The organism is Paracoccus sp. DMF-8 (assembly GCF_029309835.1).
GTDB lineage: Bacteria > Pseudomonadota > Alphaproteobacteria > Rhodobacterales > Rhodobacteraceae > Paracoccus.
On the sequence record NZ_JARJHL010000013.1, the window covers coordinates 77,188 to 102,042 of the forward strand.

The 24,855-nt window shown below is 63.9% G+C and carries 27 protein-coding genes and 5 pseudogenes; 26 read left to right on the plus strand and 6 right to left on the minus strand.

Annotated elements, in window-relative coordinates; all coding sequences use genetic code 11:
• Positions 1–54 precede the first annotated feature (54 nt).
• The gene (locus PE067_RS14010; RefSeq protein ID WP_276190250.1) at positions 55–246 is read right to left on the minus strand and encodes a hypothetical protein; all 192 of its coding nucleotides are present in this window, start codon (positions 244–246) and stop codon (positions 55–57) included.
• A 184-nt stretch (positions 247–430) separates the two neighbouring features.
• Here PE067_RS14010 and PE067_RS14015 point away from each other — a divergent pair, with 184 nt between their 5' ends.
• From PE067_RS14015 to PE067_RS14055, 9 genes are all read left to right on the plus strand, one after another.
• Positions 431–592: a hypothetical protein gene (locus tag PE067_RS14015; RefSeq protein WP_276190252.1), complete on the plus strand. Its 162-nt coding sequence runs from the start codon at positions 431–433 to the stop codon at positions 590–592.
• 891 nt (positions 593–1,483) lie between these two features.
• On the plus strand, positions 1,484–1,663 hold the full coding sequence (locus tag PE067_RS14020) for a hypothetical protein (RefSeq protein WP_276190254.1): 180 nt from the start codon (positions 1,484–1,486) through the stop codon (positions 1,661–1,663).
• A gap of 796 nt (positions 1,664–2,459) precedes the next feature.
• Complete coding sequence (locus tag PE067_RS14025) at positions 2,460–2,690, plus strand: hypothetical protein (protein ID WP_276190256.1); 231 nt, start codon at positions 2,460–2,462, stop codon at positions 2,688–2,690.
• Between the two features lie 799 nt (positions 2,691–3,489).
• Entirely contained in the window at positions 3,490–4,023 is a 534-nt protein-coding gene (locus tag PE067_RS14030; protein ID WP_276190257.1) for a hypothetical protein, read from the plus strand.
• Positions 4,017–4,460 (plus strand): hypothetical protein, encoded by a 444-nt coding sequence (locus PE067_RS14035; RefSeq protein ID WP_276190259.1) that lies wholly within the window; start codon positions 4,017–4,019, stop codon positions 4,458–4,460. Before PE067_RS14030 ends, PE067_RS14035 begins: the two co-directional genes overlap by 7 nt.
• Before the next feature lie 364 nt (positions 4,461–4,824).
• Positions 4,825–5,046 carry a hypothetical protein gene (locus PE067_RS14040; RefSeq protein ID WP_276190261.1) on the plus strand — a complete coding sequence of 74 codons (222 nt, stop codon included), beginning with the start codon at positions 4,825–4,827 and terminating at the stop codon, positions 5,044–5,046.
• A gap of 67 nt (positions 5,047–5,113) precedes the next feature.
• On the plus strand, positions 5,114–5,275 hold the full coding sequence (locus tag PE067_RS14045) for a hypothetical protein (protein ID WP_276190264.1): 162 nt from the start codon (positions 5,114–5,116) through the stop codon (positions 5,273–5,275).
• A gap of 108 nt (positions 5,276–5,383) precedes the next feature.
• Entirely contained in the window at positions 5,384–5,530 is a 147-nt protein-coding gene (locus tag PE067_RS14050) for a hypothetical protein (RefSeq protein ID WP_276190265.1), read from the plus strand.
• A 264-nt stretch (positions 5,531–5,794) separates the two neighbouring features.
• On the plus strand, positions 5,795–6,394 hold the full coding sequence (locus tag PE067_RS14055; protein WP_276190266.1) for a hypothetical protein: 600 nt from the start codon (positions 5,795–5,797) through the stop codon (positions 6,392–6,394).
• Between the two features lie 871 nt (positions 6,395–7,265).
• Here the strand turns inward: PE067_RS14055 and PE067_RS14060 are convergent.
• Positions 7,266–7,604, minus strand: a complete 339-nt coding sequence (locus tag PE067_RS14060; RefSeq protein WP_276190268.1) for a hypothetical protein — start codon at positions 7,602–7,604, stop codon at positions 7,266–7,268.
• 1,660 nt (positions 7,605–9,264) lie between these two features.
• Entirely contained in the window at positions 9,265–9,705 is a 441-nt protein-coding gene (locus tag PE067_RS14065) for a hypothetical protein (protein WP_276190269.1), read from the minus strand.
• 32 nt (positions 9,706–9,737) lie between these two features.
• On the opposite strand from PE067_RS14065, the gene PE067_RS14070 reads away from it, so the two are divergent.
• From PE067_RS14070 to PE067_RS14080, 3 genes are all read left to right on the plus strand, one after another.
• Entirely contained in the window at positions 9,738–9,983 is a 246-nt protein-coding gene (locus PE067_RS14070) for a hypothetical protein (protein WP_276190270.1), read from the plus strand.
• Positions 9,983–10,342 (plus strand): hypothetical protein, encoded by a 360-nt coding sequence (locus PE067_RS14075; protein WP_276190271.1) that lies wholly within the window; start codon positions 9,983–9,985, stop codon positions 10,340–10,342. Before PE067_RS14070 ends, PE067_RS14075 begins: the two co-directional genes overlap by 1 nt.
• Before the next feature lie 1,652 nt (positions 10,343–11,994).
• The gene (locus PE067_RS14080; protein ID WP_276190272.1) at positions 11,995–12,351 is read left to right on the plus strand and encodes a hypothetical protein; all 357 of its coding nucleotides are present in this window, start codon (positions 11,995–11,997) and stop codon (positions 12,349–12,351) included.
• Between the two features lie 899 nt (positions 12,352–13,250).
• Here PE067_RS14080 and PE067_RS14085 read toward each other — a convergent pair.
• The 3 genes from PE067_RS14085 to PE067_RS14095 all read right to left on the minus strand — a co-directional run bounded on the left by PE067_RS14085 (position 13,251) and on the right by PE067_RS14095 (position 14,961).
• Positions 13,251–13,673: a hypothetical protein gene (locus PE067_RS14085; RefSeq protein WP_276190273.1), complete on the minus strand. Its 423-nt coding sequence runs from the start codon at positions 13,671–13,673 to the stop codon at positions 13,251–13,253.
• A gap of 200 nt (positions 13,674–13,873) precedes the next feature.
• Positions 13,874–14,293 (minus strand): hypothetical protein, encoded by a 420-nt coding sequence (locus PE067_RS14090; RefSeq protein ID WP_276190274.1) that lies wholly within the window; start codon positions 14,291–14,293, stop codon positions 13,874–13,876.
• A gap of 545 nt (positions 14,294–14,838) precedes the next feature.
• Positions 14,839–14,961: a hypothetical protein gene (locus PE067_RS14095; RefSeq protein ID WP_276190275.1), complete on the minus strand. Its 123-nt coding sequence runs from the start codon at positions 14,959–14,961 to the stop codon at positions 14,839–14,841.
• 666 nt (positions 14,962–15,627) lie between these two features.
• On the opposite strand from PE067_RS14095, the gene PE067_RS14100 reads away from it, so the two are divergent.
• The 14 genes and pseudogenes from PE067_RS14100 to PE067_RS14165 all read left to right on the plus strand — a co-directional run.
• A complete protein-coding gene (locus tag PE067_RS14100) occupies positions 15,628–15,840 on the plus strand; it encodes a hypothetical protein (protein WP_276190276.1) in 213 nt (70 codons plus the stop codon).
• Positions 15,841–15,889: 49 nt separating this feature from the next.
• Positions 15,890–16,216: pseudogene (locus PE067_RS14105) on the plus strand (thioesterase family protein).
• 302 nt (positions 16,217–16,518) lie between these two features.
• Positions 16,519–17,205, plus strand: a pseudogene (gene tolQ, locus PE067_RS14110) (protein TolQ).
• Between the two features lies 1 nt (position 17,206).
• Positions 17,207–17,660: pseudogene (locus PE067_RS14115) on the plus strand (ExbD/TolR family protein).
• A gap of 4 nt (positions 17,661–17,664) precedes the next feature.
• Positions 17,665–17,913, plus strand: a complete 249-nt coding sequence (locus PE067_RS14120; RefSeq protein WP_276190277.1) for a hypothetical protein — start codon at positions 17,665–17,667, stop codon at positions 17,911–17,913.
• On the plus strand, positions 17,910–19,208 hold the full coding sequence (locus PE067_RS14125) for a protein TolA (RefSeq protein ID WP_276190278.1): 1,299 nt from the start codon (positions 17,910–17,912) through the stop codon (positions 19,206–19,208). The genes PE067_RS14120 and PE067_RS14125 overlap by 4 nt, the downstream gene beginning before the upstream one ends.
• 17 nt (positions 19,209–19,225) lie before the next feature.
• Positions 19,226–19,420, plus strand: coding sequence for a hypothetical protein (locus PE067_RS14130; protein WP_276190166.1), 195 nt, complete (start codon positions 19,226–19,228; stop codon positions 19,418–19,420).
• 332 nt (positions 19,421–19,752) lie between these two features.
• Entirely contained in the window at positions 19,753–21,075 is a 1,323-nt protein-coding gene (gene tolB, locus PE067_RS14135; protein WP_276190279.1) for a Tol-Pal system beta propeller repeat protein TolB, read from the plus strand.
• 37 nt (positions 21,076–21,112) lie between these two features.
• Positions 21,113–21,616 carry a peptidoglycan-associated lipoprotein Pal gene (gene pal / locus PE067_RS14140; RefSeq protein WP_276190280.1) on the plus strand — a complete coding sequence of 168 codons (504 nt, stop codon included), beginning with the start codon at positions 21,113–21,115 and terminating at the stop codon, positions 21,614–21,616.
• Positions 21,519–22,511, plus strand: a complete 993-nt coding sequence (locus tag PE067_RS14145; protein WP_276190164.1) for a tetratricopeptide repeat protein — start codon at positions 21,519–21,521, stop codon at positions 22,509–22,511. Before pal ends, PE067_RS14145 begins: the two co-directional genes overlap by 98 nt.
• 115 nt (positions 22,512–22,626) lie before the next feature.
• Positions 22,627–22,857, plus strand: a pseudogene (locus tag PE067_RS14150) (ATP-binding protein); the annotation flags it as partial.
• Positions 22,858–22,924: 67 nt separating this feature from the next.
• Positions 22,925–23,641, plus strand: coding sequence for a tRNA lysidine(34) synthetase TilS (locus PE067_RS14155; RefSeq protein ID WP_276190281.1), 717 nt, complete (start codon positions 22,925–22,927; stop codon positions 23,639–23,641).
• Entirely contained in the window at positions 23,614–23,820 is a 207-nt protein-coding gene (locus tag PE067_RS14160; protein WP_276190160.1) for a hypothetical protein, read from the plus strand. The genes PE067_RS14155 and PE067_RS14160 overlap by 28 nt, the downstream gene beginning before the upstream one ends.
• A gap of 59 nt (positions 23,821–23,879) precedes the next feature.
• Positions 23,880–24,797: pseudogene (locus tag PE067_RS14165) on the plus strand (ATP-dependent metallopeptidase FtsH/Yme1/Tma family protein); the annotation flags it as partial.
• Between the last annotated feature and the right edge of the window lie 58 nt (positions 24,798–24,855).

The window sequence follows — 24,855 nt, forward strand, 5'->3', positions numbered from 1 at the left end:
ACCATGGGCCTGAAGCGCCACGGCAATCAACGCCTTCGTACAAGATCGGCAAATTCAGGGATGGACATCATCTCGCACCAACGCGAGATTGACGCAGAGCAGAGCTGTTGAAGCATTTTCAACATGCCGTTCAACAGCTGATCGCCGTAATATGGCTAAAGAAATCATGATCAGAAGCGCTGAAAAGCGCGAATCTTGCCAGAAGATGCCAACGCAATGGCATGCTTCTTTGAACAGGTCATCCACGACAGTCCCCTGCCGATGGAAGGCACTTCAGAACCGGCTGGCAACAGACAACAGCGCGCCATCGGCCGCCTGCAACCGGTGGCAAAATCCCTCTGCCTGCCTGCAGAGCTGGCTATCGCCGGACCTGCGCGAGCTGAAACTCGTTCGATGATTCCCATGAATCAGTAAGGAGACGATATAATCGATGAGCGATCCTCTCGGCGATATGCTGACCCGCATCCGCAACGCAGATGCGCGAATATCGCACTATACTCAAGCTGCGCTTGGGTGCTGGATGCTGAAGACGAAACAAATCCGGCTGAATCGTGACCACCGATGTGCCGGCCATGGCGAGCTGGTAGCCTGAAATAAATCCGTGAGCTGGCGTATGTGCGGCTGCGTCAGCGTCTGCACTTCGATCGAGCAGATCCCTGGCGCGATACAGGCGTCGATGTCGACGAAGGTGGTAATCTATGCGGCGGCACGCAATATGTCGACGTCGCAGTGCTCTGCACCGTTAAGGAGGTGAGATGTCAGGTGTCGTCGCCCCGAAGGCGTGACCGCTGAAATCAAAGGTCAACGGCGCAACCGCGACCGATGACGACCTAATCGCTGGAAGACGGCATGGCCCCGCGCGGGTGTACGCCCTGAGATGACCTGGTCAGGTGACCGTCGGCGTCAGCGAAGGCTGGAAGGGCGTCGGTGCCGCGCCTCGATGCAGGGCGCTCTGGAGTTATTCGCATGACTGGCCCGAAACCCCCGAGTGACCATCACCGCCAGCAGCAGGCCGGATGTTGTCGAAGATCGAGCAGGTCGTCGGCGGTATGCAGGTATCCGCGTGACAGGCAGGGCATCCGCAAGTGACAAATCTCCGCAGAAGCGTAAGCAGGGACAGCGCTGGAACAAAGAGGACTGTTCAGAGCGCCGTCTTATCGGGCCGCGATCCGGATGATCGTCGCGTCTGTCATTCCGCCGCTCGTCGAAAACATCGGCGTTCAGCTGATCGATGACATGGCAATACCTCGACGCTGGAAAAGTCTGGGCGTGATCATTAACGTCGAAACCGCCGCCCGGAACGGAGACGTGCGAAAAGCGGTATCGAAGAGCTCGACGTGGCGAACTCCTGTTCCCGGCCTTGGCTGACGCGGCTGAAGGCGTTCTGATCGCTTGTGGCGAGCGCTGCCCTGGGGCGTCCCAACGTGGGCATCCCTGGGCCAATGAGAACGGCGCAGAACGCACCACCCTGAAGAGATGCCTGATGGCAGAACATTACGCCGAGACGAAGACTCGGCGGTCGCCGGTGGTCGCGATCTTCATCGAGAATTGGCAAGCAGCGCTGCGTACGTCGTCGTCGTGGCTCCGCTATCATTTTGGCTGGGAACAGGCCAGAGAATTCGGAGAGCGATCCGCAGAGACGCCAGGCACCGCCGCAATCTGATCCGCGTCCCGCTGCGCGACGGCCGCTTTCTACCACGACATCGAAAGAACGGACAGATCATCGCCGATGTCCGATGCGCGCGTATTCTGTTTGCTGAAATCGCTGTTCCTTCCGTGGACGACAGCGTGAGCGCCAACTTATCTGCGGGACGCGGACATCCGCAGGAACGCGAAGCCGCTGTCCAGCGTAGCGGCAATGGCTAAGACCATCGTCGTCAAACAGATCGGTTCGCCGATCCACTACCCGCCATCCAGCGCCGCGAAACGCTGAAAGGCCTGGGCCTGAACAAAGATGAACCGCGCAGGCTGGAAGATTACGCCCACTTCCGGCATGGTCAGCAGATCCATCTGGCAAAATCATCATCGAGAACGCGGCTGATCGCTCGGCCGCTGCATCAGACGCCCCGGCACGGCTGCGCCGGAACTGTTTTCGCCTGCGGTGCAGCGCTGGCGCTGAACAGTAGTGGAATGCAACCGCTACCTGTCTGGTTCTATAGATCAATAAAGGGGCCGGGATGCGAAACCATTAAACCCATGCAAAACGAATTACAGGCGCGAGACAGGCGCAGACCTGATAAACGTCGATTGCTGACGACGTTATGCAAATATACCGAATGCGCTTGTCGCCGCGCCCTGCGTCAGGCTTGAACTGGGCCATGCCGATCAGGACGAACCAGCACCTGTGGTTTCAGCGCGTGCTGGAGCAACGGAAGGACAGACCGCGTCGGTCGCATCGGCTCGGCAGGACAGTGCCCGTGGAAGATCGGCTTCCGACAGGCGGGAACTCATTTGCGGGAATGGCTGATGACGATCATTACCAGGTGCGGCAGCCGGGCAGGCGCCGGCGTCAGCTATCTGACCCGGAGCCAGCGCCAGACGCCGCACGGGTTAACGTCATGCTGATCGCGGTGCCTGGAACAGCAGGACAACGATTTTCGGCCAAGTGGCACGAGATTCGGTCGTTAAATCTCGGCGAAAACTGGAAAAAAATGCACCCCGGTATCGAGGCGATGGCAAACCCGCGCTGAAATCAACTGAGTTCTAGGCCGTGCCAGCCCTGACGGACATGACCGACTCAGGCCGCATGCGTGCATTTAAAATGCTTGGTTTATTCCTTAGGTAAAATCCATCTGATCGAACGCCCCTTGCGTATGGACAACTCACCCAACAACCTGCCCGCAAACGTCTATCGGTTTGGGTCATGTTGGTGCGCCTGTCCCCTACTTAGGATTTTGCCACCGGCGCATTCTGCTGTGATATCTTTAGGTAAACAAACCAGCAGGATCACTGCACCACGGGCGGAAACCGTGATCACCATCGACGCATAGGTTGGCGGTAAGTCTGGAGCCAATATCGCCGATTTCATGCCTGCCGGATACAAATTCTATGGCGGCGCTGGCTAACAATATGCGATGGGCGATACTCAGCTGGTGTTCGATAGCGCGAACGCGCGTCTGATCAGGCGCGGAATCTGGCAATTACCCCTAGTCCGGTGCGGCACCTCTTCCGCGTATCGGGCAACATCATTCCATATCGTGCAGATATTCAGGTGGACGGAAACCGGCACCGAGGCCGAACCCGGAAGATCGCGTGACCGGATTGTATCGCGATCAGCGGTACCGATATCGCCGCATTACCAGCGCGTCAGTATGGTTATCCAGTCGTGGATTTATCTGTGGGCCTATCGACCGGGGAAAGCGCATCCGTCGCCGTAATCTACCCAGTTTCTGGGCGATATTCGCAGAATCATCGGCAAATTTCCGGGGACAGAGATAATGTCGGCAGCATCCATGACGACTTTGATCAGCAGCGGTGCAGGTAATGACGATGCAGCCAGCCGATGATGGCGACGGCGGTGCCGACGGTCTGCATTTCGCGAACGGAACGGCGAACCCGGCAGGCGGCTTCGGCCACCACTTCCTGTGCGTCGCAACCGGAATGGCACAGGCGACAATGTCGGGGATGTTAATTTGTTATGATTTCGTCAATCCTGCCTACGCCGACCGACCTGGCCTGACCCTGTCGGAAATCGCCGAAGATACAGTGCTGGCGTATGATCGGTCACCGACGTGCATCAGTTGGCCTGCAGTTTCGAGTTGCTGGACGATGCGGCAGGTATTCAGCATCGACATTGGCAAAGGTCAGGTGCGGGAATTGCCCTGCGCGTATGCGGCGCAGACGGCGGCAACACTGCTGAAAGGGCTGGAGTGTTTCAGTGACCGAACCCGCAAGCGGGCCCCGAACTGGCACCATCCTGCCAGCGGCGGCATGTTGCCATCCGGGGCCTTTCTGGAGGGATGTCCAGGGCGATACCATGCGGCCTTTGACAATGGCCCGAATCCGGACGGTGATGTTTGCTGACCTCTCTGTTCTGGCGCGCGGGTATCTGGAGTATTGCGCCAGCTTGCCCACGCGATCTGGAACAGGTCATTTGCCATCAGCGCGCGGCGGCGGCGTATGACCGGCGGCGCAATACCGGCGGCAATGTCCAGGCTGCGCATCGCAGGCTATGCTGGCCGAACGACGCCGCCGAAGCGGTTGGCGCCGATCCTTCTTCGTCATCGCCTATATGGCGGCTGGCCGCAGGCGCGTCTGGAACATATGCCGGGCTGGTGGATATCGCCGAAGCATTCATCAGTCCCTTCGCCGATGTTGTCGGCGCTCAGCGATCGAATGCCGTCTGGCCTGCTGTTGTCGCCAATACCGTGGTCTTTGACTTCGGCAGCCTTTACCGGCGGCACGGCAGACAGTCGCCGACAGCCGCATTCCGATACGCTGAAGAAACGCTGCGGGCCTGACCTATGATTTCATCAGCCGTTATAGTACCCGACCGATGCAGACGACGACGGCGTATTTCAGACCGTGGCCGAGCCGTCGGCACAGCCGCGGTTGACCCGCGACGACGCAGATAACTGCAACTTTGCCATCGATGCCGATGCCAGCCAGCGTCGAAGCGCAGCCAGCTGTGGTGACGAGCGATGCGCCGGCCGACCTTTACACGGTGACGCTGCGTAATCACCGAGCAGCTGGAACGCTGACAAGGATGTCACCGTCATCGTCAACTGATCCAGTCGAAATACCGCGCCGGGCGTCAGCTGTCATCGTCCACGGTGCGCGAGGAGTGCCGCTGGGCACGGTAATCGGCGTGCTGACGGAACGGCAATGACGATGACGACGCTGGCGACTATACGCTGGATGACGATGCGGGTAACGTTTGCGCTGCGCCAGATGTGGCAGACACCTTGTCGTCAACGAGATCTGGATTACGAAGCCAGTCACTTCACGTCGAACTGGGCGATGACCGTGATCGGAACGGGTACTGTATCAATACCGACAGCTCTGATCGCGGTCGAGGATAACCTGATCGCAAACCGCGGCCGATGACCTGCTGTCAGCTCGCCCGAAGACGGCACGCTGAAATGGATCAGGCCATTGCGCGGCGACGAAGGTGATGTCTGATTTCGTCAACCGTGCGGGCGGCCAGCGTCGTCGAAGATTCGCGAATGCCGACATCGGCACGTACGGTGCGCTGGCGTCGAAACCTGTCGCTGATTCGACCGATATCAACGGCGCGGGCAATGCGGCTAGTTTGTCATCAATCGGCAACCGGTGATCGGCGGCATGGCGCGTGCAATGACGCAATTTGGCGGCGTAACGTTGAAGACGGCGCGGATCGGCACCGACTGCATGGCGGTGGCGCGGGCGCGATGATCTGTATGTCGTGGACAATGCCGGCGATGTCGTCGAACCGTTCATCGCCGGCATCGGCTGCGGTGCGCCAGCGCGATTATCGCCTGACGCCAATGTCGGCGTATCTGTAGTCGGCGACATATCGGTCAATTGCCGGATTTCAGGCAATGATGCGTGAATATGCGAGACGGCGTATCGTCTATCTGGGCTGGCGCAGCGCACCGACGCCGCATGGCCAGTGCAGACAATGAACGCAGCTGTCGAGATGATACCCTGTTCGGCTCTGACATCGCATTCACAGGCGGCGGTGGCCTGTCCGGCAAGTTCCGGCGATGTCTTTGTGTTTATCCGCCAATCGCGGGCGGTCGCGGGTGGTCGGCCCGCGATACGACTTCAGCGTAAAGCGGGGCGACCGCATCGGTATCGACGCCAACCGGCACGCTTGCCGGGACTGCGCTATCGCGACCCGCACCAGCACGCGCCGGAAAACTGCGCTATCAAATCGCGAAATGGCAACCGCCTTTGTCTATGGCGATGTAATGGCGGCGATCCTACGTCATGCTGGCGGTGGCGCTTCCAGCGCGAGTTCCTGCTGGCGGCGGGCGCGGTCGTCGCGCTGGCGGATGGGCCTCGGCGCGCAGGTACGGAAGTAATTCGATCAGGCGCTGGCGCAGATGCGGGGCCTGCCGCACTGGCGCGCAAGAAGATGATTCTGGACCGCGTCATCGTCAGCGTTTCCTCGCCGAAGAGGCGGGCTGAATACCGCCTCGACGGTAAGGAGCTGGCTGCGTCATCGGTGCCCAGATCTGACCCGACGCTGGGCGTTTCAACTCGGGCCGCGACGACTGGTATCGCGATCGCGAATATCCGGGGCCTGCAGGATTTCGGCCTGCATGAAAATCGACCTGGTCGATGGCGCGCGGCGAAATTTCCAGAAAACGGCCACGGCGCCAGCAGCGCACCTTTACCGGTCACCGAAGATGCTGAAATCCGTGCAGGCCGAGCGCGATGTCAGCGGCGCGGTGGCGTCGTCAATATGTGACGCTGAACCCCGCCGATATCAGCGCCGATGGCGACAGACGGCGGCAGCCTTTTGCAGCAGTTTCTTGGCCCCGGCCCGACGAGTGTGATCGGCGCGATGCGCGTAACGACCGGGCGTGGCCGGGGTACGTCTGGACATCGCTGCACAGCCGCGGATGAACAGCAGGTCGATCAGGTAGTCTGATCAGAGGCGTCTTTCGTCCGCCGGGGGCATGGATTTTCAACCTCTGAACAGCTTCGTCGCAGGCACCGGCACCGATGCGCGATGCCGATGCCGCGGTCTACGGTGACGGCGGGATATCACTGGACCTCGCCCGGTAACGACGCAAGGATAATGACGCCGCTGACCTGAACAGCGCGCAGCAGGCTGATGCGGCAAGCGATCAGCTGGGACTCGCGTCTGGACCTTTAATCGACGCCCACTCTTTGCCGCGCGTTCCAGACCGACGGCACCGCGAGCTGACATCGGCGCAAATCACGCTGACGCGTGCGCAAATCGACGTCTGGACACCGGATGCCGCCCGGCCGCCGTCTGGGGCGCTGTCGAAGGGTCACGGTTTCCCCGTGGTTGCAATCGGCGGGCTACTTTCTGGCAACAGCCGCCACCGTAATCGATGGCGCGAACTGCCTGCCCAGGCTGACCGGCCTGACTGCGACCCATTCCACGCCGATATGCGCGGGGTCCACGCTTCGCTGACCGGGAGCCCCTGATCGGAGAAGCTTCACCCGGTTCAAATCAGCGGAGAGTTGCCAACCCCGACCTGCGCGGAATCGCCCGCGCCGAAGCGGTGTGACTCCGCCACCTGCTGGCGCCGGGCGATTTTTCCTGACGACGCGGCTGACGAGTGTTGGGGCGATAATGGCTGCATCGGTCAGAGTCTGAACCGCAGGCGCTTTTCTATCAATCTTCTGAACATCGCTTCCAGATCCTCCGCGGCGTCGAAATCAGCTGTTGCTTTTCGCCTAACAGCCGATGTCTGGAACGGCGGGGCACCAATGACGAAGTCTGGAAGTACCATCTGTTCTACCCTTCGGACAATACCCTGCAGCCCCAAGATGCAGCGCATGGTCTTGACGAGCTTAGTACATGCGTCTGACTTGTCGGGGCGCGCGGTGGCAACAGCACCTGCAACTCCAGCAATATGAAACGCTGGATCCTGTCGTAGCTCTACATCCGCGAAGAGCTGAATATCGCGCTGAACAACCGACAAGAACCTGACAATATCAGACGCAGCCCCAGCAGCTATTGCCCGCGCGGTCCTAACGATGAGCTTTTGACGCTTCGCGCATAATTACGCAAGCCTGAGACAAGGAAATTGACATGGCCATTACCATCAACCTGTATCCGCAAGCAGCGTGAATTTTCAACGTCGATTACAACATGGCCCCTCAACGGTGTTCCAGCAATTTCCTGGGCGGCGCCAGCGTTCAATGGCCCGCAGCGCAGACGAACAGACGCCAGACCCGTTAATACGCAGGCGGTCGACGGCACAATCTGAATTTTTCCTTCGCGACAGTCGGCTGGCGGCAGCGATGCAGGCGCAGGCGACGGGACTCGCACGCGACCGCTCAGGGAGCGGATCCTGAAATGTCAGCACCGCGATCAGGTCACCGAGACCGAACATTTCAGGCGTTTTGGCTGAATACAGTGCCCAGGCGGCGAATATTCCACACCGGCAGCGCCAATCCCGCTGGAACGGAGTTTCTTGTGGGCAGAAATGTGCGCGGCACTCGGTGGTATAGAAGCGTCTGCAACGATGTGATTCAGTAACGTCAATGACGATACTGTCGGCGGGGCGGCCCACGACGCATCAACGGCGGTGCCGACGCCTAGTGGCGACACCCTGAACAGCGCCGACGCGGCTGCGGTATCGGCTGTGGTAATCCCTGTCGTCGATAATGCCATCATTACCAATCGAAAGGGGCAGGTCAGGCATATTTCGGGTATGTCACCTATGCCTGGCCGCGAATGTCGAAGACGCTCAGCCTGACTCGGTGGCGCTGGCCAATCTGGTGTCGGCAATGCCGCAGTGCTCTGGGCGCTAACGATATTGATGCGCGGCGGCGCAATGATATGTCGTGGATAACGCCGACTGACCGCGCGATGATCAGCCGCCGGCGCAGGCACCGATACGGTGCGCAGCACGGTAATACCCTGACCGCGAATGAAGCCGCTGAGCAATGCGCTGGACGAATATCATCACCGGCAATGCCAGCGCCAATGTGGCAGGGCAGGCAATGGCCGGCCTGAGTCGGGAGCGCGAACTGGCTGACGTTGGCGGGCTTGGCGCATGCTGGTCGAAGGTAAGGGTCGGCTCATATGTCTTGCGCTGTGACCGCCCGCGGCGCGTCTGATACCATTCGACACCGTGCGGCAGACGGCCGTATCGACCTGCGCGGCATCGCGAATACCGCCATCATGGCGGGTAAAGACGTTTCGTTCATCGGAACGGCGGCGTTTTCGGGTTCGACGAGAGAATATATCAGAAACGTCTCGAGACGAGACATCTGGTTTACGGGGATGTAGACGGCGGCAGACAGGCCGGATTTCTTCGGTCCATTTCGTGACCGTCCGGCGCACGCGCAGTAATTTCATGCTGTGACTGACGTATGGGCGGTGCAATTTTCTGCGCAGGCAGGCCATCGCGGCGCTGCCTGTGCGCTGCTTGAGCATCCTGATTTCGCGCCAGCGCCAGTCCCTTGCTGCGTTTCGCGAAATCGCGCATCGACTGGCGCGGATTATTCCGCGCCCTGCGTCACTTTGCTGAAACGGCGGCATATTTATTTCGATTTCGAAATCGAGATGCTGCCCGGCAAGCGATGCCGAGATATGCGCGGGCGCTCTCCGACCAGATCAACGCTCTGGACGCGCTAATCGATCAGCACGAAGAACTGGGCATCTATCTGCTGAAACAGCATAACGTGATGCCCGCCTTGCAGATCAAGTTCCTGTCGCCCGATCAGGTGCATCTGGCCTTTGACGGGCGTCACCCGATCAGGGCCTGCCATCACCCAGAAGATCGTGGTGATCGACGATTCGCTGGCCTTTTGCGGCGGCATCGACGACGGCGGGGCGGTGGGACACGCGACCACCTGCCCGGCGATCCCCGCCCAACCGGGACGAGAGGTCGCGCAGGCCTGGCATGACGCGACCACCGTGATGACCGGCCCCGCCGCCGCCGCGCCCGGGTGTCGCGGGCGCGTTGGGAACACGCCAATGACGCCCCGATGGACGAGAAATTCAAGCCCGGCGAAAACCGCTGGCCCGACGTCCGGCGATTTCACCGATATCGACGTGGCCATCGCCCGCACCGAACCGCCTGAACGCGATGCCCCCGCGGTCGGTGAGATCGAGTTCCTGTATCCTGGACAGCATCCGCGCCGCCCGCGATGTGATCTATCTGGAATCGCGGTATTTCGCCGCCGACAGCATCACCCAGGCCATCCATGCCCGCCTGCAGGAACCCGACGGTCAGGTCGTCGTCATCAGCCCCGAGCACGGCGCAGAACGTGATCGAGGATCAGGCCATACGCCGCAGCCGGATGCTGCGCGATCTTTACGGCAGCCGATCCCTATGGGCGCTTCGTGATGCTGTTTCCCGTCGATGACGATGGCGACAGCTATGTCCATGCCAAGATCAGCATCATCGACGACAGCTTTGCGCATCGGCTCCAGCTGGCTTCGACCGGCATGGGGTTCGGCCTGGAATGCGACGTGGCCGTGCGAGCAGTACATCAAAGGCGCATTCTCTATCCGCAGCGATCGATCGCCATCAAGGCGCGATCTGCGCAGTCGCTGCGTCTGCGCGCGAGGCAGCGTCGTCGCAACCGCCCGGCCCTTGGGCGCGGGTTGCGCCCGGTCAAGCCGCGCCGAGAAAACCTGTTCGGCCTACCCAGTTCGATACGCGCTTTCGATCCGCGCTGCCGGCGCGTAAAGCCGGCGGCCTGACCTCGCGCCATCTGTTTCTGGGGGCGGCGACGAAGTTATCGCAATGGTCGCAGTTTCGTCCTCGTCATCGGGGATGGGACTGGGCAACGGCAGCGATCTGGTTCGACGCCCCAGACAGGATTCCAGCAGCCTGACGAAGGTCCATGACCTGACCGTCAGATCGACCGTCAGGTCGATGGCAAACAGAGCCGACGCTTTGATCTCGGCATCGCGCCCCTCAACGTGGTCAGCGAATTGATGGACAGATCCAGCAGCGCATGTCGAAATCGTCAGGATGGACGACCTTTATCGCAAGCAGTCGATATTTATAAGACGCGGACTCGGTATGCGGCCCCGCCATGAAAAGCGATGGCAATCGCCGCTCCACCACCTCAGATCAAAAGGCGGGCCGCTTTAGGCAACGATCACAGACCGCAGTATGTACAAACCGCTAGCCACATGGCCGGGTCTTGAGCATGACGGCGTCAGGGCAAAGAAGCGTCGTGGCGGCGATGTCAGCCGCGGGAAAATGCCGGTGGTGAAGACCAGGCGAAGACGCAATCAGGAGACCGCACAACGTCCGATGCCAGCAGGCGCCCCCAGCAGCGCGGTGGCGCCAGCCGAGCGATCCAGCCAGTTCGTGCTGCAGCGGCAACTCAATACATGCCAGCGGTGCTGATCGCGGATCCACAGACCAAACGCAGCTCTCCAGCAACCAGTCGGGGGTCAGTTTGACGGGCAAGATCAACATGATTTCAGTCACCGCAGGATCGCAGACAGCGCCATAGAACTGCAACACCGCGCATCCGGCGATACCCGCGCGCGCAGCAGCCCGCAGGATCAGCGCAGCAGGACCAGACAAAGAATGGTTCAGATGTCGCCGCGTCGACCAGAAAGGAACCAGCCGAACAGCAGCGTCAGCACCGCGATCGCGACCGATAACCCGATCGCCATCGGCGCTGTCTGCTTTGAACAGCCCAAAGCATCGCTCGAGGCAAGATTGTAAAACAGGCTGAAATGGAATTCCGGCTCGATCCAGTAACCCAGCCTCGTGCAGATCGAAGGCGCAAAATCCAGAAAATCAGCGCGAACAGAATGCGGAACACCATACGGCATTGCCCAGGCGGCGGGACAGGCGGGCGCCAGCCTGGCAAGCGGTGCCGGTCAGCGTTCGATCTTTGCGGGATCTGTATCATCGTACAATGACCAGCGATGTGTATGCCGCGTTAATCCCGCGGCGCGGCAGAAAGCCGCATTGCCGGAAGACGCCAGATGACAGCAGACGACCCCGCCCCTGACGGGGGGATCAGATTTTACAGACGGCGAATACCTTTCTTCGTCTATAATGTGCGGATGTCGAGCTGCGCCGCGCGGTCGGGCCGTCAGGCGATCGACTGACTATCTGCGAATTATTTTACAGCGCAGGGGGTTGTTTCGACAGCGCATGGCGAGTTTCACGGCGACTGTTTATTACCGGGCGATGACTATATCCAGCGGGCTGTACGCTGATCTGGCTGATGCGCTGCACCGTGCGGTATTTTCTGCCGGTAATCGCTGCCTGTTACGCCTGCTGGAACGTCGCAGGTGAAGCTGAGGGCTGCCGGTCTTTCCGGCAGCGTCGATCCCGATGCGGCGATGCGCGATGTTTTCTGTCGCGGCGAAAAAATGACGCCATGACTGGAGCAGAGCCGAAGCGAGCGGATGACATGCCCGGCACCAGCATCATCGTCATCATCATGGCGCGAGAACAGGCGCGGCGGCGACTTCCATCATCATCGTGCGCTGGCGGAGCCGTCGTCGTCGTCGCGCTGCTCCCGGACGACGCATGCCGTCGTCATCGTCATCGTGCGATTTCAGGCCAGGGCTTACGGCATCATCATCGTCATCTGCTGCAAGGCCGGCCATGCAGGTGCAGGCCGCTGCGTCGACTGCTGAAGCATCCGCGCCGTCCCGGCAGGAGCCATGACCAGCATTTCGAAGGTTTCGTCACTATCGTCATTGCGGCGAAGGCCGCCAGCCGGTATGCGTAGGCTATGAATTTTTGATGACGGACTCTGTTTTGGCCTCGTCAGTACTGGCGCGGCGATGCGGTGAACATCGCATTCAGCATTGTTGCGAACTGTAGCGTATGCGCAGGCGCAAAGTGGAGTGGGCGGACCCTGACCATGGGGCATATCAGGGCGAACCGCGCTGATCCTGCGATCATGTGATCGAACCCAGGCTGGTCAGGGTATAATCCCGCCGCTGGCATCCCCAGGCCAGGCGGGCATCTTGAACGCGCACCATCATCGCCGCGGGCGGCGCCTTTGCCGCCGCGTCCCTGCTGTCCGGCTCGGCGACGGCCCATGCCCCCTGAAGGCTGCGCGGGCGTTGGAGCGCGACACGGGCTGCCCCCGGTCTGGGCAATCCGCGGGGCAATGTCACGCTGACGGAGTTCTTTGATTACAATTGCCATTTCTGCCGGGAATCGGACGTCCGACATCCACGCGCTTGATATCCGGAGGACAAGGACCTGCGCCTCGTCTTGCGCGAATGGCCGGTGCTTTGGCGAAGGTTCGGTGTTCGCGGCCCGCGCCTCGCTGGCGTCGCTGGAACAGGAAAGTACTGGCCGTTCCATACCGCGCTGATGAAGCTGCGCAGGACAGGTCGCGGAAGATGTGGTGATGGCGGCGGCGCGGCGGGTCGGGCTGGACGCGGAACGTCCATGTACGCCGCGACATGCAGGCGTCCGAGGTGTACGCAGCATCCTGGACCATTCGATGCTGCTGGCCGATCACATGGGCCTGCAGGGCACGCCCACCTTTATCGCCGGGCTATAACGGCGTTACTCGGCAAGCTGAGCGTGGCCAGCCTGCGCGCCATGATCGCACAGGCACCGCGAGAACCTGTTTAGCCACGCCAGCCGCGCAGCAGATGCCGCCCTGCGCGATCAGGCCGGAATGGCTGCCGGTCCTCGCACGCGCGGCCCTGATCCATCGCCACGATCCGGTCGGCGTTGCGGATCGTGCCGAGGCGGTGGGCGATGACCAGCGTCGTGCGCCCGACCGCATGCGCCTTCGGCGCGGCCTGAATCTCGCGTTCGGTTTCCGCTGATCCAAGGCCGAGGATCGCCTCGTCCAGGATCAGCAGCGGCGGGTTTTTTCAGAAAGGCGCGGGCGATGACGCGCTGGCTCTGGCAGCCGCCCGACAGCATGACGCCGCGTTCGCCGACCGCGGTATCCAGCCCCTCGGGCAGGGTTTCGATCATTGGCAGCAGTTGGGCGCGGGCGGCGGCATCCAGAATTTCGGCATCGCCGGCGCCAAGACGGCCATAGGCGATATTGGCGCGCATGGTCGATCCGAACAGGAACACATCGCTCGCTGACGATGCCGATCTGGCTGCGCAGGCTGTCCAGCGTCAGGCTCGTCCAGCGCCATGCCGTCGACCGTGATCCGCCCCGATGTCGGTTCGCAAAGCGCGCGGCAACAGCGCCAGCAGCGTCGTCTTGCCCGCGCCGGATGGCCCGACAAAGGCCGCGAGCTTCGCCCGGGCTGCACGGTCAGCGAGAACGATTATGCAGAACCCGGCCGCGTCTCGTCATCGGAAAACGGCACGTCGTCAAAGACGATTTCGCCGCGCAGGGCCGGGGCCGTGATCGCATCGGGGCTGTCGCCGATTTCCGGTTCAGTCGCCAGCAGTTCCTGATAGCGGCGATAGCCCGCGATGCCGCGGATAGGTCTCGATGACTGCGGCGATTTTTGCCAGCGGGCAGAAAGAACACGCCGACCAGCAGCAGAAAGCCGACAAAAGCCGCCGCGTCGGCAGGCTTTGCCGCGACAGCACGAAGCCCGCGCCGACGGCGCCATGACCACCGCCTGAACGAAACGCAGCCCCATGTAATGGATCGCCATCGACGCCGCCATGATCCGGTAGACGTCCAGTTTCGTCGCGCGATAGGCGCGGTTGTCATGGGCAGGACAGGTCCTTTTCATGGCTTTCGTTGGCAAAGGGCCTGAACGACGCGGATGCTGCCCAGGGCTTCCTCCAGCCGGACGCTGCAATTCGCCGACGCTGGCGAATAGATTTCCTGCCATGTCCGGGTCATGCGCCCGCTCATAGACGACGACCAGCCAGATCGTCAGCGGCCCGAGTGGCGCAGGGTCACCAGCGCCAGCGTCGGGTGCAGCCGAGACCAGCTTGCGCCAGCGCGCCGGCAAAGGTCATGATGGCGAATGAATTCAGATCCTCCCGAGGGCCGTGATGGGCGTCCTCGCCGATTTCTTCCAGATCGCGGGCGACGCCGGGCGACCAGCGTTGACGCGGTGCGGGCGCGGGTCATACCAGCGCCAAGACAGCCGTGTCAGATGGGCAAAGGCGCGGGCGCGCATTTGTTCTTCGATTCCCGATCCCCAGCTTGTGGCCCCAATCGATCCACGGTCGCCATCAGCCCGGTGTTCAGCGCATAGACCGCCAGCAGCACGCAGGCGGCGATGATCGTCAGCGTCCAGCCGCCGCGCGGCAGTCAGGTGGTCAGGCACTACCGGTGATCGCCAGCGGGAATGACAGCTCCAGCGAGGCCAGAGCCGACGGCGGCGCTGAAATCCAGCAGGCATGAACAGGCGCTCGTGGGGCGGTAATAGGAAATGAAATCGCGCAGCATGAAACACCGTGACAAGGGGCGGCGGACGTCCGTTCCGGGGCGGCCTGATGGCGGAATGTCGGCTGGCTGTGACGGCTCGCCTGATCGTGGCGCGGTCGGGGGAGTGCGCCTGCCCCGGAGAGGGGCGGTTGCCAGCGGGTTACTACAACCGCAAGGCCGGGTGCAATCAGGGCCGTAGCATCGGGGCGGGGGGCGCTTTCTGCCGCGCGGGGTCTTGGCCTAAACCGGGGCGACTTCGCAAGATGACGACCTCGCAAGATGACAGGGCCGCGCCCCATGAGCCGGACCGATCTGACGCCGGAAGCTCTGACCCCGGACGCCATCGCCCGCCTGTTCGGCGGCGACAGCCATCGTGCGCGCGTTGAGGGCGCCCGGTCGCGCGCGATGATCTTGGTCTGGCGGATGAAAGCGCTTGCGATCTTTCGCGGCGCGTTGCCAGGCGGTGCTGAACGATATCCGCCAGCCGATGACCGATACCGACCCCGGAGATGGGGGCGAACATGATGCTGTTCTTTCGTCCGGGACTGGGCCGATCTGGACCATGTCCCCGATCTGGAAAAGCTGACCGGCAGCCGGTCTTGGCTGGCGCGGCGGCGGCGCGGCGGATCAGTATCGCATCTTTCGTTTCGATCAGGATGGCGCGATCCGCACCTGCCTATTGTCAACATGAGCGGCGCCTTGCGCGACGCCATCCGGCGTCCAGCCGGGGCTGCGGTGCGTTCGGTCCCGACATTCGCGCAGGACGTGCTGCCTTCGCCGGAACTGGCGGCGCTGCTGCGCGCGGCCTATGATCCGGTGATGCCAGCGGCGGCGCATGATCCGTCCCACGCGCTGCCTGTCTGCGCGGCCTGCGAAAACAGCCGGAGAAAGACGCCATGACTCATCCTTTCCCGTCCGCGTCTGTACGGGGACACGATCGCGGCATCGTCTGTACGCCAATTACCTGAAATTCATCGAACGCGCCCGGTCGGAATGGCTGCGCGACATCGGCGTCGATCAGGTCGCGATGAAGGCGCAGGGCGTGGTCTTTGCCGTGCGCCGGATCGAGGCCGATTACCTGTCGCCCGCCCGTTTCGACGATGCGCTGGTCGTCGCATCCAGCCTGCCATTCGGCCACGCCCGCGCGGGTGGTCATGGATCAGGCGGTTCTGCGCGATGGGCAGGCGCTGTTCACCCGCCGCGTCACGCTGGTCTGTACGGCGCGAATGGCCGGGCGGCCCGCCTGCCTGCCGGGCTGGCCGAAAGGCTGGGCTGAGATCGCGGGTCCATGGATCGCGGCCCCGTGCGGCCAGGATTTTCGACGCATCCGGTCGGTGGACCGGGGCGATGCGCGACAGGGGGCGCCGGTTTTCCCAAGCCCGCACAACCCCTTGCCGCAGCGCCCCGCGATGCGCCGCCCCGGTGACGGCATGCGGCCCCTGGCCGGGCGGCGCAACAACCCCCGAAAGTTGACGCAGATTTGACGGGTTGCGGGCTTTGCCCCGGAAATGCGCTCTGCTATCGGGCGGGGCAGAAGCCGCAGCCAGCAGCGGCCCAAAGGACAGGCAACCCCAATGGATCAGAGTCGCAGCAGCCGGACAGGCAGTGGATTTTTCGGTGATCGCGCTTTTGCGCGCGCCTCGATCACGGTGCGGATCGTGATGGTGATACTTGTGCTGGCCTCTTTCTGGGCCTGGCGATCATCATCCAGAAATTCATCACCTTTGCCGCGGCCCGGCGTGACGCCGACCGGTTCGACCGCGATTTCTGGTCGGGCGAGCCGCTGGACGATCTGTTCGACCGCATCGGCGACAGCCCCGTGACCTCGCCCGAGCGGATCTTGCGGCAGGCATGGGCAGACGGCAGCGCAGCCGGACGCATGACGGGCGCATGATCGCCGGGACCAGCGCCCGCGTCGACCGCGCGATGAATGTGGCGATCGGCCGCGAAAGCGACCGGCTGACGCGCGCCGTCCTGTTCTGGCCACGGTCGGTTCGACCGCGCCCTTCATCGGGTTGTTCGGCACGGTCTGGGGCATCAAGAATTCGTTCGAGGAAATCGCGATTTCGCAAAACACCTCGCTGGCCGTGGTGGCGCCGGGCATTGCCGAGGCGCTGGTCGCGACCGCCCTTGGCCTGCTGGCGGCGATCCCGGCGGTGATCTTCTACAACAAGCTGTCGGGGATGCCGACCGCATCACCGGAAATTACGAAACCTTGCGGACGAGTTTTCGACCATCCTGTCGCGCCAGCTGGGCGAGGAATAAGATGGGCGCGGGTGTCGTCAGAAAGGGATCGGGGGCGCGGGCGCAGGCGGCGCACGCAGCCGATGGCCGAAATCAACGTCACGCCTTTCGTCGACGTGATGCTGGTCCTGCTGATCGTGTTCATGGTCGCGGCGCCGATGCTGACCGTCGGCGTGCCGCTGGAACTACCGCGCACCGCCGCCCAGCCCGTGCCGTCGGAACAGGAAGAGCCGCTGACCGTGTCGATCACCGCCGAAGGCCCGCTGGTCGTGATGACCACCGAGGTCCCGGAAGACGAACTGATCACGCGGCTGCAATCGGTCGCGCAGGAACGCCAAAGCCAGCGCATCTATCTGCGCGCGGCGGGCGATCTGCCCTATGCCCGCGTCATGCAGGTGATGGGCGCGCTGAATGCGGCGGGTTTCCACGATATCGTGCTGGTGACCGACTCGGGCGGTCCGCGGATGGACGGCTAGGGTGATGGATCGCGCGGATCGCATCGGGGCCTGGGTTTCCGGGCTTGCCCATGCCGGGCTGATCGGTTGGGTCGCGGTCGGCGGCGTGTTCTTTCGCACCGAGCCGCTGGAGGCCGTGCGGATGACCTCGGTTTCGACCATGTCGGAAGCCGAATTCCGTGCGATCGCGGCGGCCGCCGCGGGGCGGGGCCGGTGGCGGAAACCGCCGCCTCGACCCCCGCGCAGCCCCGCCCGCCGTCGGAGGAGGACGTGACCGGCGCGCCGGATGCGATGTCGCCGCCGTCGCCCGACGTGCAGGCGCAGGTGCTGGCCAGCCCCGACGACCGCCCCGAAGCCCGCCCGGATCTGAGCGATCTGGAACCGACGCCGCGCCCGCAGCAGGTGGCGACCGTCGCGCCGCAACCCGTGCAGCCCGATCAGGCCAACGATGGCGCGGCCCTGCCGCAGCAGACGCCGGCGCAATCGCGGCCCGAAACGCCCGCTCAGCCGCAGACCGTGACGCCGCCGCGTTCGGCGCTGGCGCCGGTGACATCGTCGCGCCCGCAATCGCGCCCCGCCGGTCTGGCAGAGGCGGCCCGCGCCCGTCGGGCAGCCGCCCAGCAGGCCGCCGAGCGCGCCGCCGCCGAACGTCAGGCGGCACTGGCCCGTGCCGAGGAACAGGCCGCATCCGAACGCGCCGCCGCTGAACGGCGCGCAGAAACCGAACGCGAAACCGAACGCCAGCGCGAAGAGCAGGACCAGGCTGCCGCCGCCGAACGCCGCGCCGCCGCCGCGCGCGAGGCCGAGGCCGCCGAGGAACGCGCGGCAGCGGAACGTGCGGCAGAAGAACGCCGCGCAGAACAGCGGCAGGCAGAACAACGTCAGGCCGAGGAAAATCAGGCGCGGGAACGCGAGGCCGCTGCCGAACGCCGTGCCGCTGCCGAACGCCGCGCTGCCGCAGCCGAGGCCGCCGAACGCGAAGCGGCAGAAGCCCGCGCCCGCGAACAGGCCGAAGCCCGCGCCGCCGAGGAACGCGAGGCGGCACAGCGTCGCGAAGCCGAAGCCGCCCGCGCCGCACAAGAGGCTGAACGTCAGGCATCCGAAGCCCGCGCCCGTCAGCAAGAGGCCGAACGCCGCGAGGCCGCTGCCGCCGCCGAACGTCGCGCCGCTGAAACGGCGGCTGCCGAACAGGCCGGTTCCGGCGGCTCGGGCGGTGGTGGCGCTGCTGCCAGCGGCCCGCCGCTGAGCCAGGGCGAAAAGGACGGTTTCCGCATCGCGGTCGAAGCCTGCTGGAACCGTGGCGCCCTCTCGACCGAGGCCAGCCGCGTCACGGTTTCCGTGCGTTTCGCGATGGCGCAGAACGGCATGCCGGAACAGGGCTCGCTGCGGATGATCGGCCACGATGGCGGTTCGGATGCCGCCGCCAATCAGGCCTATGAGGCCGCGCGCCGGGCCATTCTGGCCTGCGCGGCCCGCAGCGGCGGCTACAAGCTGCCGCCGGAAAAATACAACCGCTGGAAGGATGTCATCATCGACTTCCGGGCCAGCGGTGGCGCGGCGCTGAGGTAGGCGGGATGCGGAACCGGATGGCCGTGATCGCAAGCCCTGCCCCGACCGTCGCGCAGCCTGTTGCCGCACAACAGGACGGCGCGGCAAGTGCCGTGCAGTCGATCCGGAAATGCGTGGGCAGGTATTTTGTCCCTGATCCCGAACATGCCGGGCAGAAACGCCAGCCGGGTGGCATGTATCATGTGGCGTTTCAGGCCGATCAGGCGGGCTGATCCGTCCCGACGGCATCCGCGTCACCAGTCAGGCCGCGGCGAACCAGCCGCATGACCGGGCTGCGGGTCGCGCGCCTGGCCGCTGTCCTGACCATGTTCAGGACGGCGCCGAACCATCCCGGACCGAAGACGAGCTGCAACATTATATCTTGCCGATGGGCATCGTGGATGCCCGCGACATGCCCGGACAGTCGCCAGGCCGGGGATATTCCCGCACAGATACCGAATATGTGATCGTGACGTCGCTGCTCGTGACAATGCCGGCCATCGGGGCTCTGCCCTTTGCCGCGCTGAACCGATAACCTGCAACCAAACCGCCAGAGGGCCGATTCATGTTGCGTCAATTTCTACTTTCTTCTGTCATCGCCCTGACGGGGTTCGGTCTGGCCGCGCCCGTGCTGGCGCAGGATGGTCCCCTGCGGATCGAAATCACCGAGGGGGTGATCGAACCGATGCCCTTCGCGATCACCTTTTTCGACGAAGGCGGCGCGGGGCAGATGGTCGGGCAGGTCCGCGATCTGGTCGCGGCCGATCTGACCGGCACGGGCCTGTTCCGCGAAATTCCGCAAAGCGCCCATATCGCTCGCCCGGCGGGTTTCGACGCCGCCGTCGCCTATGAGGACTGGAAGGCGATCAATGCGCAGGCGCTGGTCACCGGCGCGGTCAGCGTTCAGGGCGGCAAGGTCGTGGTCAAGTTCCGGCTGTTCGACGTGTTTTCCGGCCAGCCGCTTGGCGACGGGATGCAATTCGATGCCAGCACGGGCAACTGGCGGCGCGCGGCGCACAAGGCCGCCGATCAGGTCTATGCCCGGCTGACCGGCGAAGGCCCCTATTTCGACAGCCGCGTGGCATTCGTGTCGGAAACCGGCCCGAAAAATGCCCGGCTGAAACGCATCGGCATCATGGATTACGACGGCGCCAACATCAAATGGATGACCGACGATTCCGCGCTGGTGCTGGCCCCGCGCTTTTCGCCCGATGGCAACCGGCTGCTGTATACCTCCTATGCCACGGGTTTCCCGCAGGTCATGCTGATGGATGTGAACACGCTTGCCAGCCGCCAGATGGGCCAGCAGCAGGGCACCATGAGCTTTTCGCCGCGCTTTTCGCCGGATGGGCGCTGGATCGTCTATTCGCTGGAACAGAACGGCAATACCGATATCTATCAGATGGATGCGGGGTCGGGCGCACAGCGCGCGCTGACCAATGCGCCCTCGATCGAAACCTCGCCCAGCTACAGCCCCGACGGCAAGCAGATCGTCTTTGAATCCGACCGCTCGGGCAGCCCGCAGCTGTATATCATGTCCGCAGGCGGCGGAGAGCCGCGCCGCATCAGCTTTGGCGATGGCCGCTACGGCACGCCGGTCTGGTCGCCGCGCGGCGACCTGATCGCCTTTACCCGTCAGGTCGGCGGCCGGTTCCATATCGGCGTCATGCGCACGGATGGTTCCGAGGAAAAAATGCTGACGGAATCGTTCCTTGACGAAGGCCCGACCTGGGCCCCCAATGGGCGCGTCGTGATGTTCATGCGCACCACTCCGGGCGATACCGGGCAGTCGCGGTTGCATTCGGTGGACATTACCGGGCGCAACATGCGACCTGTGAACTTCGACGGGGCGGCTTCGGATCCCGATTGGGGCCCGCTGCTGCCGTAACTCAGGGATCGCGATGGGAATGGCGATGAAACAGATGATGAAATTTGCCGCTCTGGCCGTGATTCTGGGGCTGGCGGCCTGTGCGAAGCCGCAGGGGGGCATGGTGAACGACCCCTATGCGATGGGCGGCGGTGCGGCTGGAACGGTCGGCACCGGGGTCTTGGGCGGTCCGGGCACGGCGGAATATTTCAAGGCCGAGGTCGGCGACACCGTCAACTTCCTGCTGGACCAGTCCAGCCTGACGCCCGAGGCGCGCGCCATCCTGGCCCGTCAGGCGCAGTGGATGAACCAGAACCAGGGTTTCAGCGCCATGATCGAAGGTCATGCCGACGAACAGGGCACCCGCGAATACAACATCGCGCTTGGCGCGCGCCGCGCCAGTTCGGTGCAGGAATACCTGATTTCGCAAGGCGTCGTTGCCGGGCGTCTGAAAACCGTCAGCTATGGCAAGGAACGCCCGCTGGCCATCTGTTCGACCGAGGAATGCTTTACCAAAAACCGCCGCGCCGTCACCGTGGTCAGCCCGGGCTTCGGTAGCTGATGCGCAGGTTGCTGATGGTCTCGGCGCTGGCGCTGGCGGCCCTGGCGCCACGCCGGGCGCTCATGCGCAGGACCGGGCGGCCTCGCTGGCCGATATCCGGTCGGAACTGAGCCGGCTGACGGCGGATCTGCAAACGCTGCGGTCGGAACTGGTCGCCTCGGGGCCTGCGGGCTTTGCGGCGGCGGGGGGCGACAGCGCCTTTGACCGCATGAACGCGATGGAACAGCGGCTGGCGCAACTGACCGGCCAGACCGAGCAGTTGCAAAACCGCATCGACCGCATCGTGCGCGATGGCACCACCCGCATCGGCGATATCGAATTCCGCCTGTGCGAGATGGAGCCGAACTGCGATCTGGGTTCGCTGACGACGCCGGATCTGGGGCAGCAGGGCGGTTCCGCGCCGCTGCCGGGTTCGGATCAGCAAGGCATGAACAGGGCGCGGCAGGGCACCCCGAACCCTTCGGCGGGGGCTGCGACCGAAGCAGAGACAGCCGATTTCGACCGGGCCCGGGAGGTGCTCGGTCAAGGTGACTTTCGTCGTGCTGCGGACCTCTTCGCGGCCGTCGCGCAATCCCACGCGGGCGGGCCACTGACGGCAGAGGCGATGTTCCTGCGCGGTGCCGCGCTGGACAGCGCGGGCGATCTGCCCGCCGCGGGCGAGGCATGGCTGGCCAGTTTCGCCGCGAACCCCAACGGGCCGCAGGCCCCCGATGCCCTGCTGGGCCTGTCGCGCGCCATGTCGCAGGTCGGCAGCCCGGCGGATGGCTGCTATTATCTGTTCGAAATTCTGGCCCGCTTCCCCGCCGCCCCGCAGGCGGCCGAGGCGGAACGGCGCGTGGCCTCAACCGGCTGCGCCGCGCAATCGGGGGGACACCGGCGCCATCGGCGGCGATGATGCGGCCAGCCTTGACCCCGAGGCTGCTTTCGACGCGGAGATCCATGCCGGAACTGCCATGACGGCAGACCTTGCCGGTCGGATCTCGACAGAGCTGAACCGGCTGGCGGGCGATATGTCGGCGGTCGGCGTGGCCGTATCCGGCGGCGGCGATTCCGCGGCGCTTTTGCATTTGGTGACGGCATGGGCCGCCGGGCGGCGGGTGATGGCGGCGACGGTCGATCACGGTTTGCGCCGCGAATCGGCGGATGAGGCGCGATTCGCCGCGCGGATGGCGCAGGATCTGGGCGTGGCCCATGAAACCCTGCATTGGCGGCGGGAGGACGGTCCCGGCAATCTGATGGCGCAGGCCCGCGAGGCAGCGGCTGCGGCTGCTGTCGGATTGGGCGGCGCGCAACCGGCTGGACGCGGTGATGTTGGGTCATACGCTGGACGATCAGGCCGAAACCCTGCTGATGCGCCTGGGGCGCGGGGCGGGGGTCGACGGGCTGTCGGGGATGGCGGCATCCCGGCTGGCCTTCGGCACGGTCTGGCTGCGCCTGATGCTGGGCCTGTCGCGGCAGGAACTGCGCGACTGGCTGCGGGAGCAGGGGCTGCGCTGGATCGACGACCCTTCGAACCAGAACCTTGATTATGAGCGGGTGCGGATGCGCAAGGCGCTGGAGGCGCTGGATATCCCTGCCGCCAGTCTGGGCCAGGACGGCGGCCAATCTGGCGATGGCGCGCGCTGCGCTGCAGGAGTTCGCCGCCCGTGCGACGGAAAACATCGCGACGGATCAGGCGCGGATTTCCTGCAACTGTCTGATTTCACGGGCGCCCCCGAAGAAATCCGGCGCCGTATCCTGGTCACCGGCCTGCGCTGGATGACCGGGTCCGACTATCCGGCGCGGCGCGACGAGGTGCTGCATGCGATGGTCGCGGTCGGTGCCGGTGGCCGCACCACGCTGGAGGGCGTGATTCTGGAACGCCGCGCCAGCCGCCTGCGGATGATCCCGCGAACCCGCCGCCGCCGCGCGGGCGCCCGCCGCCATCGCCGGTGCCGATGGCGGCGCGATCTGGGACAACCGCTGGCGCCTCGACGGGCTGACAACCGGGGCAGGAGGTGCGCGTTCTGGGCCATGATGCGCTGACCGGTCTGGACTGGCGCCGCCCCGGCCTGACCCGCGACGAGGCCGCATCGACCCCCGGCATCTGGCAGGGCGACCGGCTGGTCGCGGCCCCCGCCATCCTGCCCGCAACCGGCGCCGGACCTGCGGCGCAGCCGATCCGCGGACTGGGACATTTCCGCGCAATGCTGTTCTCTCATTGAACACCGCGCCGGAATCCCTATTTTCAGGTCGAGCTTTCAAACCCCGCGGAGGAGAGCCTTTGGGCAACGCGCGTAATATCGCCTTCTGGGTGGTCCTGTTCCTGATGATCCTGGCGCTGTTCAATCTGTTCAGCGACGGCTCCAGCCAGATGAACAGCCGCCAGATCAGCTATTCCGACTTCATCCAACGGGTGGAAAACGATCAGATTTCCAGCGTCACCATCGACGGGGAAAAGGTCGGCCTGACGACCAAGGATGGCAAGCAGTTCACGACGATCCGCCCCCAGGGCGAAGAAATCGCCGATCAGCTGATCGCCGAGGAATGTCGAGGTCCGGGTCGAGCCGCAGCAACAGTCGGGCTTCATGTCCCTGCTGGGCGTCTGGCTGCCCTTCATCCTGCTGATCGGGGTGTGGATCTTCTTCATGAACCGCATGCAGGGCGGGGGCAAAGGCGGCGCGATGGGCTTTGGCAAGTCGCGCGCCAAGCTGCTGACCGAAAAGCATGGCCGCGCGTCACCTTCGACGACGTGGCGGGCATCGACGAAGCCAAGGAGGAACTGGAGGAGATCGTGAATTCCTGCGCAACCCGCAGAAATTCAGCCGTCTTGGCGGCAAGATCCCGAAAGGCGCGCTGCTGGTCGGCCCTCCGGGCACGGGTAAGACGCTGCTGGCCCGCGCCATCGCGGGCGAGGCGGGCGTGCCTTTCTACCATCTCGGGGTCGGATTTCGTTGAAATGTTCGTCGGCGTCGGCGCCAGCCGCGTCCGCGACATGTTCGAACAGGCCAAGAAATCGGCGCCCTGCATCGTCTTTATCGACGAAATCGACGCGGTCGGTCGGGCGCGCGGCGTCGGCATCGGCGGCGGCAATGACGAACGCGAACAGACGCTGAACCAGCTTCTGGTGGAAATGGACGGTTTCGACGCGAACGAAGGCGTCATCATCATCGCCGCCACCAACCGCAAGGACGTGCTGGAGGTGCTGTCATGAGTATGGAAGTCGTTCTTTAACCTTAGCAATACGTAACTGAACGAAG